Annotated in this window: 9 protein-coding genes; 6 read left to right on the forward strand and 3 right to left on the reverse strand. The window is 43.5% G+C overall.

What is annotated here, in order from left to right:
• Positions 1-15 precede the first annotated feature (15 nt).
• Positions 16-1,245 (reverse strand): diaminopropionate ammonia-lyase, encoded by a 1,230-nt coding sequence (gene dpaL, locus DW904_RS18270; protein ID WP_118583380.1) that lies wholly within the window; start codon positions 1,243-1,245, stop codon positions 16-18.
• A 299-nt stretch (positions 1,246-1,544) separates the two neighbouring features.
• Between dpaL and DW904_RS18275 the strand changes: the two genes are divergently transcribed.
• On the forward strand, positions 1,545-2,792 hold the full coding sequence (locus tag DW904_RS18275; protein WP_118583382.1) for a DUF1015 family protein: 1,248 nt from the start codon (positions 1,545-1,547) through the stop codon (positions 2,790-2,792).
• A 4-nt stretch (positions 2,793-2,796) separates the two neighbouring features.
• Positions 2,797-2,988, forward strand: coding sequence for a hypothetical protein (locus tag DW904_RS18280; RefSeq protein ID WP_118583384.1), 192 nt, complete (start codon positions 2,797-2,799; stop codon positions 2,986-2,988).
• A 213-nt stretch (positions 2,989-3,201) separates the two neighbouring features.
• Here DW904_RS18280 and DW904_RS18285 read toward each other — a convergent pair whose 3' ends face one another.
• Positions 3,202-3,840, reverse strand: coding sequence for a helix-turn-helix transcriptional regulator (locus DW904_RS18285; protein ID WP_118583386.1), 639 nt, complete (start codon positions 3,838-3,840; stop codon positions 3,202-3,204).
• 544 nt (positions 3,841-4,384) lie between these two features.
• On the opposite strand from DW904_RS18285, the gene hydA reads away from it, so the two are divergent.
• On the forward strand, positions 4,385-5,764 hold the full coding sequence (hydA, locus tag DW904_RS18290) for a dihydropyrimidinase (protein ID WP_118583388.1): 1,380 nt from the start codon (positions 4,385-4,387) through the stop codon (positions 5,762-5,764).
• A gap of 387 nt (positions 5,765-6,151) precedes the next feature.
• Here the strand turns inward: hydA and DW904_RS18295 are convergent, their stop codons facing one another.
• Complete coding sequence (locus DW904_RS18295) at positions 6,152-7,345, reverse strand: cation:dicarboxylase symporter family transporter (RefSeq protein ID WP_118583390.1); 1,194 nt, start codon at positions 7,343-7,345, stop codon at positions 6,152-6,154.
• Between the two features lie 318 nt (positions 7,346-7,663).
• Between DW904_RS18295 and DW904_RS18300 the strand changes: the two genes are divergently transcribed.
• The 3 genes from DW904_RS18300 to DW904_RS18310 all read left to right on the forward strand — a co-directional run bounded on the left by DW904_RS18300 (position 7,664) and on the right by DW904_RS18310 (position 11,491).
• On the forward strand, positions 7,664-8,713 hold the full coding sequence (locus tag DW904_RS18300) for an XdhC/CoxI family protein (RefSeq protein ID WP_118583392.1): 1,050 nt from the start codon (positions 7,664-7,666) through the stop codon (positions 8,711-8,713).
• A 326-nt stretch (positions 8,714-9,039) separates the two neighbouring features.
• The gene (locus DW904_RS18305) at positions 9,040-9,414 is read left to right on the forward strand and encodes a response regulator (RefSeq protein WP_118583394.1); all 375 of its coding nucleotides are present in this window, start codon (positions 9,040-9,042) and stop codon (positions 9,412-9,414) included.
• A gap of 25 nt (positions 9,415-9,439) precedes the next feature.
• Positions 9,440-11,491 (forward strand): hypothetical protein, encoded by a 2,052-nt coding sequence (locus DW904_RS18310; RefSeq protein WP_118583396.1) that lies wholly within the window; start codon positions 9,440-9,442, stop codon positions 11,489-11,491.
• Positions 11,492-11,632 lie beyond the last annotated feature (141 nt).

Below are 11,632 nucleotides of genomic sequence, written 5' to 3' on the forward strand. Positions count from 1 at the left end.
ATATTGTTATAAAAATTATTTGCTTAATGATTCGTTTGTTCCGTATAAGCCATCCCATACGATCTCACGGTAACGAACTGGATCTGTATCACCTTCTGTGGAGATTACCAGAATGTTGGAATTCTCATCCAGCTTCAGGGCCTCTTTCAGATCTTTGGCATCTTCGTCATGAAGCGCTGTATATGCAAGCCCCAACGGAACAGAACCGGATTCACCAGATATGATGTGTGGATCGTTTTCAAGAGGATTGGCATAAATACGTGTTGCCTTGGCACTCATCCAGTCTGGGCAGGACGCAAAGACGGTTACATGATTCTTCAGGATGTCCCATCCGATGGTATTTCCCTCGCCGCATGCAAGACCTGCCATAATGGTCTGAAGATCACCGGTTACATTTACCAGATTGCCGTCGGCCTGAACAGCAGAGCGATAGAGGCAGTCGGCAGCACTTGCTTCGCAGACAACCATTACCGGAGGATTTTCTTTATATTTGTGGGCAAAATATCCTACAACTGCACCTGCCAGAGAACCAACACCTGCCTGTACAAATACGTGTGTCGGGCGGTCAACGCCGTTCTCCTTCAGCTGTTTATCTGCTTCCAGTACCAGAGTGCCGTATCCCTGCATGATCCAGGATGGAATCTCCTCATAGCCGGCCCATGCAGTATCCTGAACGATGATGCCATGTTCTGTCTTAGCTGCTTCTGCGGCAGCCATTCTTACGCAGTCATCATAATTTACTTCTTCGATGGTTACTTCGGCGCCTTCCTTGGCGATGTTGTCAAAACGTGTCTTAGTGGTTCCTTTAGGCATTCTGACTACGGCTTTTTGTCCAAGGCGTTTAGCAGCCCATGCAACGCCGCGGCCGTGGTTTCCATCTGTAGCAGTGAAGAAAGTAGCCTGTCCGAATTCTTCTCTTAATTTATCAGAAGAGAGAACATTGTAAGGAAGCTGGCTGATATCGCGGCCGAGTTCCTTCGCTATGTAACGTCCCATTGCATAAGAGCCTCCAAGAACCTTAAAGGCGTTTAATCCGAAACGATAGGATTCATCTTTGCAGTAGATGCCCTTTACTCCAAGATAGGAAGCAAGAGCGGAAAGCTTCTGCAGTGGTGTTACGGAGTACTGGGGGAAACTTTTGTGGAATTCATTTGCTTTGGTTACGTTCTCTTCGGACATCAGGTCCAGGAATTTATCATCAGATCCCGGAACATGATTGACCGTCCATTTCAGTCCGTCTGTCATGGTGAAAACCTCCTTCGTGGTTTTTGTTATTAGAGTACATCTTAACTACATTTTTGTTTTCCTTATAAGTATAATAACATAAATAAATCAATTTGCAATAGAAAAATACAAAAAAATTTAGCTTTCTCAAAAAATATTTAGTTTGATTGCAAGAGCCTTCTGATTGTGGTAAAATATAGGGTATGGCATTTGAAAAAAGCCGAAGAAAAATAATGAAAATACTTTTGAACCGGATGTATGGAGCGTGCAGATTGCTGGAATGATTTTTCAAACACGCTACGGGAAAGGAGCAAGATTTTATGGCAGTATTTCGTGCATTTAAAGCACTTAGACCTACAGAGGGAAAGGCAGCAGCAGTAGCTGCCCTTCCATATGATGTAGTGAATAGAGAAGAGGCAGCAGCCATTGGGAAAGAGAATCCGGATTCTTTTCTCCATGTAGACAGAGCAGAGATGGACCTGCCGGCAGAGACGGACCTCTATGATGCGAAGGTTTATCAGAAAGCGAAAGAGAACCTGCATAAGATGGAGGAGACTGGCGTTCTGGTTCAGGACCATAAGCCATGCTACTACATATATGAACTGGTACGCAAGGGGAAGGTTCAGACTGGAATTGCAGGCTGCGCTTCTATTGATGATTATCTGAATAATGTGGTGAAAAAGCATGAACTTACCCGATCAGATAAAGAGCTGGACCGAATCAATCATGTGGATGTATGTGATGCTAACACAGGCCCCATTTATCTTGCCTGCCGTTATACAGATGCGTTGAGTGCTCTTCTTGAGCAGTGGAAAAAAGAGCACAAAGCAGCCTATGATTTTACAGAAGAGGACGAGATCACACACCGTGTGTGGGTGATCGATGGGGACGAGGCGATTAGCCAGATCCAGGATGAGATGGAGAAGATCCCTGCACTTTATATTGCAGACGGACATCACAGAGCTGTCTCTGCAGTGAAAGTGGGGCTGAAGCGACGTCAGGAGAATCCGGATTATACAGGGGAAGAAGCGTTTAACTATTTTCTTTCCGTTGTTTTTCCATATGACCAGCTTACCATTCTGGCATATAACCGTGTGGTGAGGGACTTGAATGGGCAGAGCGTGGAAGATGTCCTTGAGAAAATTAAAGACAACTTCGACATGACGATTGTTCCAGGTTTTCCTGCAAAGCCAGTGGAGAAGCATTGCTTTGGTATGTATCTGGATGGTTTCTGGTATCTTCTGAAAGCGAAATCGGAGCTTTATGAGGGAAAAGATGTGGTTGGTCAGCTGGATTCCCAGATTCTTCAGGACGTGGTTTTAGGTCCAGTTCTTGGCATTGGTGATCCAAGGACTGACAAGCGTATTAAGTTTGTAGGCGGAAGTCATAAGTTAAGAGAACTTCAGACTCTGGCAGATGAGACCAGAGGCGTTGCGTTTGCGCTTTATCCTACTTCTATGGAAGATCTGATGCAGATTGCAGATGAGAGTAAGCTGATGCCGCCGAAATCCACCTGGTTTGAGCCGAAGCTGCGAAGCGGGATCTTTGTGCATAAGCTGAGAGGATGATAAAATGGAAACAGAAGAATTTATCTCAGGTTTTTGCAGAACCTGTAACGGCAGTCAGACAGTGTGCTGTGAATATGAAGAAAAAGATGGGAAAAGGATACTTACCTTTATGGACTGTGCCTATAAAAGATGTGTAAATCAGGGCGCCTGTGAAATTTATAAAGAAGCGCACCAGTTGGGAAGCGAGGAAGAGTAGCCGCAGCCTGCAGGCAGCAGACTGCAGAAAGCCTTTTTAAACACGCTCTAACGAACAGCAGGTAAAACTGGCAGAGGGTGTTCTGACTGGTTTTATAAAATAAGCCATATAATAACCAAATCCTGTAATGAGGAGACGGTATTATATGGCTTATTTATAACATGTTTCCAATATGTTATTTTTGTTATAAAATATAAAGAAATAACTATAATATTACTTGTTTACATCAATATAACTATAAAGCGTATATTTAGAGATTCCAAAATAATTCGCTACTTTATCTCCGGACTTTGTAATAAGGAAAGCTCCGGAATCATTAAGAAACTGGATCGCAGTTACCTTATCCTCTTTATTCATGAGAGCTACCGGCTTGCCTACAAGCTTCACGGATTCTTCGATGAGACGATCCAGAAGATCGTTGACACTGTGAGTGATCTGCTTCGGCTTCTCTTCTTTGTTCTTCGGGGTGATCAGATCATCAAGAGCACTGTTGATCAGGGTCAGCTTGGTGATGTCGTAGTTGATGCCGAATACATAGTGAAGGCTGCCGTCATCGTCCTTTATATATGAAGTACTGCACTTCAAAATCTTGCCGTCTGCTGTTTTCATCAGGTAACCATTGTGGTCGGCTGGAGCACAGTCACTTCCCCGTCCTTTCTGGCGGATGCCGTCGAAAACTGCGTCCGATGGACCGTCACCTACATTTCGTCCGGTTACGTGTCCGTTTACAATATAGATAATGGAATGCTCCGGTTCTTTTGTCTTCAGATCATGGATGACGACCTCGCAGTCGTTCCCGAATTCTGCTGCGATATCCTGCGCAATCTGCTCTAAGACAGTTAATCTTCCCATATTTGTTCCCTCCTGTTTTGGATTTGATTTTTTTATTAAGAGCAGGAAAATCCTGCCATGGGTCGATGCCTGGAATCTCCGCATAGAATCCGGGCATCCTGTCTGTATTTATTACTGTTCACTGGGAGCGTTCCGCGAGGTGTTTTTTGTGAACAGAGTTCACAGAAAACCCGAGAATATCGGCGCGAAATCATGCAAGGCATGATTTCTGTGCATCGCGAAGCGGGTTGCTGTGAACGTAGTGAACAGTAACCTGTATTCGTATGTTGCAGATAGTAACGAATGACTTACTATATTTATAATAGCATGTCAGAAAAAAAATAAAAAGACAATTTTACAAAAAAATTATTGAAGGCTTAAAAAATTTCGTATTTATTTTGTTGAAGATGGAAAATACATGTGGTATATTTACATTAAAATAAGATATGAGGTAAATAAAATTGGTTATTTTGTATAAATGCAAGTCAATGTGGAAGAAAAATAAATACAGGACTGGCTTGGGAATGGCAGATAACTACAGAAATGTGAAGGGAGGATCTGTTGTATGAAATATCTTTTGAAAAACGGAACCGTAATATCAGGTGCAGGCACAAGGAAACAGGATGTGTTGGTGGAAGGCGAAAAAATCATAAAAGTAGGAGAGGAGCTTTCACAGCCAGATGCCAAGGTGGTGGATGTATCTGGTAAGCTCCTTTTCCCGGGATTTATTGACGGACATACCCATTTTGACCTGGAGGTCGCAGGTACTGTAACAGCAGATGATTTCGAGACAGGAACAAGAGCGGCAATCCTTGGCGGAACCACTCTGGTTATTGATTTTGCTTCACAGGATAAAGGTGGACATACCCTGAAAGAGGGCCTTGAGAAGTGGCACAAAAAGGCTGACGGCAAATGCTCCTGTGACTATTCTTTTCACATGTCCATTGTGGAATGGAATGAGGAGACAAAGAAAGAAATTCAGGATATGATCAATGAGGGCATTACCAGCTTCAAGCTATATATGACTTACCCGGCAATGATCGTAGACGACGAGGATCTTTATAAGATCATAAAGGCCTTAAATGAAAAAGGCTGTTTCGCAGGCGTACATTGTGAAAATGCAGGCGTGATCGACGCATTGATCCAGGAAGCGAAAGCACAGGGAAAACTGGGTCCGGAGAATCATCCTCTTGTACGTCCGGATACCATGGAAGCCGAGGCAGTACACCGTCTTCTTGTAATTGCGAAGGAAGCAGGAGCTCCGGTCATGGTGGTGCATTTGACCAACCGCAAGGCATACGAAGAAATCATCCGTGCCCGGGAAAATGGTCAGACCGTATTTGCAGAGACCTGTCCTCAGTATCTTCTTCTGGACGACAGCGTTTATTCCAAACCTGATTTCGAAGGTGCCAAATATGTGTGCGCTCCGCCAATCCGCAAGAAAGCGGATCAGGATTGCCTGTGGAAAGCCCTGGCAGATGGAGATATCCAGACAGTAGCTACAGACCAGTGCAGCTTTACCCTTGCCCAGAAAGCAATGGGAAAAGCGGATTTTACCAAGATTCCAGGTGGCCTGCCGGGAGTTCAGACAAGGGGAACTCTTCTTTATACTTACGGCGTGCGCACCGGCAAAATTACAGTCGAGAGAATGTGCCAGCTTCTGTGTGAAAATCCAGCTAAGTTGTACGGTGTATATCCAAACAAAGGAGTTATCGCCGAAGGCAGCGACGCAGACATTGTAGTATTTGATCCGGAAAAAGAGAATGTAATTTCTGCGGAAACACATGCTTATAATACAGACAATAACCCCTATGAAGGCTTTGAAATACATGGAGATATTGACAAGGTATTCCTCCGGGGAAAACTTGCTGTGGATGATGGAAAACTGGTGCAGGAGAAACTTGGAACTTATATTAAGAGAGGATTGAGACAGCCACTGGCCTAGAACGTGTCTGAAAAAGGCTTTTTGCAAGATGTGCGCCACAATTTGTGGGAGATTTTACCCGAACTCGGTTGCCGTAGCCCGCGTTTTTTGAAAGTGAATATTGTCTGAAAAGTGAGCAGATCATGAAGGAAAGTATTGGGCAGCAGCGAAAGAAATAATGAAAGCGAAGAAAAAGGAACAGCCATAATTGCAGCTATTTCTGTAACTGTTAAAAGATAATGTAAGGTAGCCGTAAAATAATGAATGACCAGAAACTCTTACAGTAAAGGAAATAAGAGTTTCTGGTCATTTAAGTTTTGTGAGATGTGAATGAACTGCTATTGTGCGACTAAAGATATGAGAGCAAATAATACTTTTTAGCTTTTAAAGCTTACTTTCTGCGCTAAATCATAAATCATGTCTTTTCACATACCCTGTCAGAAACAGTGCAGCGGCTCCGTCACATGTGGCATTACATGCTGCTGCAAAAGCATCATTTAGTGCAAAAACAGCGAACATCAGCGCCACACCGGAATCTCCGAATTTCAGGATTCCGGTCAGGGTTCCCAGGGATACCATTACGGTTCCCCATGGAAGTCTGGGTGTGCCAATGGAACAGGTGGCAAGCAAAATACTGAAGATCACCATAGTTCCCGGTGCAGGAACAGAGCCGTACAGAATACGGGAGATCATCATAGCGAAGAATACCTCTGCAAGCACAGAACCACAGTGATGAATCTGGGTAAAAAGAGAAATTGCCTCTTTGATAAGCTCGGAATCAAGCGGCACACATTTGTCAGCTGCTTCCTGTGAATATTTTTCCACAGCTGTGGAAGAATGGGTTCTTAAAGCCATTTTACAGATCGGTATATAATTTTTCAAAATTCCCCATGCCTTTTCTCCGGCATAAGATCCTGCAATATGATACAGAACCAACACCCAGACCATATAAGCCGGAATTATAATAATAAGTGCCAGAAGCAACAGTGGCAGATACTTGATGAAATATCCCTGATAAGCCAGTGTACATAGAGAAAGCCCGATATAAGCAGGCAGCAGTGGAAGAAGAATCCTGGACATCAGGGAAAGGGTGATTCCCCAAAACTCCTGCAAAAGCTCTTTGGTTCGCACTGCATTGGTCCAGCAGGCACCAAGGGCAAGCAAAATAGCAAGTACTAACGCGCTCAGTGCAGAAACCGGTGCTGGAATGGGAAGCTCAAACAAGGTATCCGGCAGGAAGCGGAAAGATAAACTGTCTGTGGATACCGGAAGTTTTGGAATGATCAGATATCCAAGAACGGATGCGAAAGCTGCGGCTCCAAGCATGGAAAAATAAGTGATCCGGACAATTGGCGCGGTGACGGGTGTGGGAGCTTTTTTTACGGAAATAATGGAAGATGCCACAAGACCGATAATGATCAGCGGTGCCAGAAAGGTGATTATCTGACTTAGTACATAACGGGCTGTAACCACCAGATTCAAAGCCCCGGAGGTCAGTCCCATAGTTCTTGTGGCATTTAAAAACAGGCCTGCAAGGAGGCCGGGTATACTGACTGCCAGAATCCGAATGGGAAAACTGGCCATAATTCTTTTTTTCTTCATTGTGAAAATTCCTCCGGATGTATTATAATATATAGGAATGAAAGGTGCAATGAAATTTTAACCGCTGCATCATCCTCTTGCCAATAAAAGGTTACTGTTCACTCCGTGACCAGTAACGCGCTTCGCGATGCACAGAAATCATGCATTCGCATGATTTCGCGCCGCAATTCTCGGGTTTTCCGTGAACTTTGTTCACAAAAAACACCTCGCGGAACGTTACCGGTGAACAGTAACAATAAAAGGGATTGATTAAAGAATGCCTGGTAATGATGGCAGGAAGGGATGGGTAGTTGATATGACAGGATGGAGTGAAAAATCATGTATAATAAAATTTATCAGATTCTTGATGAAAAAGGCAGGGCAAAAACTGGAATTTTTCTGGATGGACCATATATGGGAAAGAAGTGCATTTTGAAACCAGAAACGGTTATTAGAGAAGAAAACTGTGGTGAAGCTGCTGAAAAAAAATCAGGTGTACAGCTGATCCCCGAGAAAACGGAAGATGCTTCCATATGGGATAATTATCTGAATATTCTGAGTGAGACGAAAGAGACAAAAGTGACAGAAGCAGACGGTCGCCGGCTTTTCGTAGAAGATTACCGCAAGAATCCAAGGCTTGTGATCTTTGGAGGCGGTCACGTATCCCAGCCTACTGCCCATCTGGGAAAAATGCTTGGCTTTCATGTGACGATCATGGATGACAGAGAAGATTTCGTGAAAAAGGCTCGATTCCCGGAAGCAGACCAGCTGGTCTATGGTGATTTCAAGGACCTGGACAAATATATTGCTCCTTATGACAATGCCTATTATGTAATTCTTACCAGAGGCCACATTGGTGATGCAGACTGCCTTCGCAGGCTTCTCCATCGTCCCTACGAATATCTTGGCATGATCGGCAGCAAAAACAAAGTGCGGATCACCAGGGAAAATCTTCTAAAAGAAGGTTACACTCTGGAGCAATTGGACGAAGTCCATGCACCAATCGGAATTCCTCTTGGCGGGCAGCTTCCGGAGGAAATTGCAGTGAGCATTATGGCAGAGATCATTAAGGTAAAAAATCAGCATTATTCCGCATACTGTGATGAAAAAGTAGAGACAGCAGTTCTGGAAGGTCGTCATGGTGTCATGGTCACTATCGCAGAGAAATCCGGCTCTTCTCCAAGAGGAGTAGGAAGCAAAATGTTCGTAGAACCATCCGGACACATTACAGGCAGCATTGGCGGCGGCAAAGTAGAGTACGAAGCCATCAATCATTGTAAAGAAGTAAAAGAAAAAGAAGTAAAACACTATGCCTTAACAGCAGACGGCCAGGACAGCCTTGGAATGATCTGCGGCGGACAGGTGACGGTGGTATTTGAGCGGGTATAAGTTATGGAATGGGAAAATGTTCCTATAACACGTACAAGATCACATTGTAAACCAATAAGAATTCAGGCTGGCTTCTACAGAAGATATGTGGACCAGCCTGTTTTCTTTGAGTATATAAAATATAAATGTGATGGCACTGCTAAAAAAGAAATTAATCCCTGTCCGCTCCGACAGACAATTCCCCAAACTTAAAATTATCTAAACACCATAGATTTACAATTCGTGTCATTTTCTGGCGTTTCGTGACAGAATTATTGAAATAATTTCCGACTTTTTTATAATGAGAATAACAAATGGGAGACATCAGATGGAAAAGGAGGGATGTCGTGTATTGTATTGCTATATTGACTGATCAGAAACAGGAAGGACAGAACTGTGCGGAATATATCAGGAATTACTGTACAGAAAAGAAAATTTTTCCATTGATTGAAATCTATCAGGATCAGGAACAATTTTTTGAGTGGACACGAAAAACAGTACCGGCAGTGGTGTTTCTTGCATTACCTGGTGTGCCCGGGCTGAATGCGGCAGAACATCTTCGTTCCCTGTATCCCAAATGTGGGATCATCTGGTGCAGTGATCTTGATTTTTCGCTTCATGCGTTCAGGATGCGGATAGAATATTTTTTTATGAAACCTATGGAAGAGCAAAAAATAAAAGAAGGACTTTCCATTTGGTTTGAACGCAGCAAGGTAATATGATAAAAACACTCAGGAGGAAAACAATATGAAGAAAAGAGCTTTAATTCTTGCAATGATCACTTTTATAGCTGCTGCAACATCTGAACCATCAATAAATATGGTACGTGCAGAAGAAACACAGACGGAGGAAAATACAGCTCAGACATCAGAACTGCCCATAAAGACACTTACACAGAAGGTTATTGACGAGAATCCTTATATGGCAGCAAGTGATTCCAATATTCATCATGACTGCTACAATACAGATTCCACAGACGAAGTATTACCGGTAGGCATTTATTCAGAAATCAATGTTTCTTATGAAAAAACCAATGCAAATGCGTCTCCTGCTATCTTTTTCGATTCTTATGGACATGCAGTGGTTCCGTTGCTTGGTGGACTGGCAATTCGTGATATCAATGCAGAGGAAACACAGACACTGGGATATTTTTCTCCAAAACAGCATGACAATGGAGAATATCTGATCCAGAGCTCCTATTCCTTTGTAGATGAGAGTAACCGTCTGGTGTGTCCGACCAATAATAACCATGTGCTGATGCTGAAGGCAACAGATGAAGACGGAAACGTACTTCCGGAATTTGAGAAAGTGCTGGATATTGATATTAAAGCAGCGGCAGAGGCAGCACTTGGAAAAACACTGGATCAGAATCTTCTTGCTGTAGTGTTTGACTATGAAGGAAATCTCTGGTTTGCAACCGGAGGATTCCGTATTTACCCTGACAGGAAACAGCAGGGTGCTATGGGCTATATTTCCCGTACAGCTATTGATGCCATTTTAAATGGAGAGGAAACTGATCTGTCAGAGGCAGTCTTCGTATATGAGCTGGCTCCGGGAGAGGGTGCAGAGAATGGAATTGCAGCATCCAAGGATGGAGCAGTGATCCTGACGAATCAGAACTGTTATCTGCTGCAGGCGGACAATGGGGTGAAGAAAATCTGGGAAACTCCTTACGAGAGTGCTGGTGCGAAAGAAAGCAAAGAAGGGGATGAAACAACTGGCGGAGGTCTTGCCTGGGGCAGCGGATGCTCTCCATCCCTTACAAAAGATCTGGTGATGTTTACCGATAATCAGGAGACCGTAAATCTCCTTGCTCTGGATATGAAAACAGGAGAAGTTGTTGCAAGTCTTCCTGTGATCGATGAACTTCCGGAGGGCAGCCAGGTATCTGTTGAAAATTCTGCGATCGTATATGATAACGGTGCAGGAACCGTAAGTACCATCGTATGTAACTGGTTTGGTGCAGGAAGTGCCAACCTGGGAAAAGAGGACAGTGATTCCTCCATTCAGAGTTATACCAATATTTATGATGAAAATTGGTTGAAACAGGGAAATAAAATGATCACGCCGGGTGTGGAACGCGTAGATACGATTAAGACTGAGGATAGATATGAAATGAAGAGTATCTGGTGCAGAAGTGATCTGTCAGATACTTCCATGATGAAATTATCTACGGCAACCGGATATATCTACGGATATGTACAGAATCTGGAAACCGGTATGTGGCAGTATATTATACTTGATTTTGAGACCGGTGAAACTGTTTTTTCCATGGATGTTGCCAGCAAGCCTATGTACAACAACATGGCTATCGGAATGTATGCCGGAAACAGCGGAAATTCACTTTACTGTCCTACCGGTTATCTGGAACTTCTGAGATTTCAGGACAGATTCGTTTATCTGCCGGAAATGCCTTATCGTAGGGTTGATCTGGATCAGGCGATGCGCAATGTGTTAAGCCAGGAGAAATTTGCGGCAGATGGTGGTCTGGGAGATGTGGAAGGATGGCTGAATACGATCACAATTGAGAACGTACATCCGAATACAACCGTTGCAATACGTATGAAAGGAATCTCTGGGGAAACAGGTTCTCTGAAGCTGTATGCATACGGCACAGATGGTACCTTGAAAGAAGTTCCGGCAGAGAAATGGCATATCCAGACAGAAGATGGTGAAACACCGGATACATTATCCGAAGATGTACTGTATGAGGTACACATGACTGTGGAAGATGGCGGTGACTTTGATCTCAGTGAAACAGAAAAGGAGATTAAGATATCTGCTGTTCTGGGAATCTGAAGGAGGTCTGATAAACAACCACCAGTTGAGCCCAACATCATAAACTTAAGATTAGATATTACACATTTATATTATCCTGCTAAAAACTCATTTCAAAAGGGCAGATTAAAACGAAGAGAAATCTTCACAGAGCTCCTTCTG

The organism is Ruminococcus sp. AM42-11 (assembly GCF_003480145.1).
In the GTDB taxonomy this organism is placed as follows: Bacteria; Bacillota; Clostridia; order Lachnospirales; family Lachnospiraceae; genus Blautia_A; species Blautia_A faecis.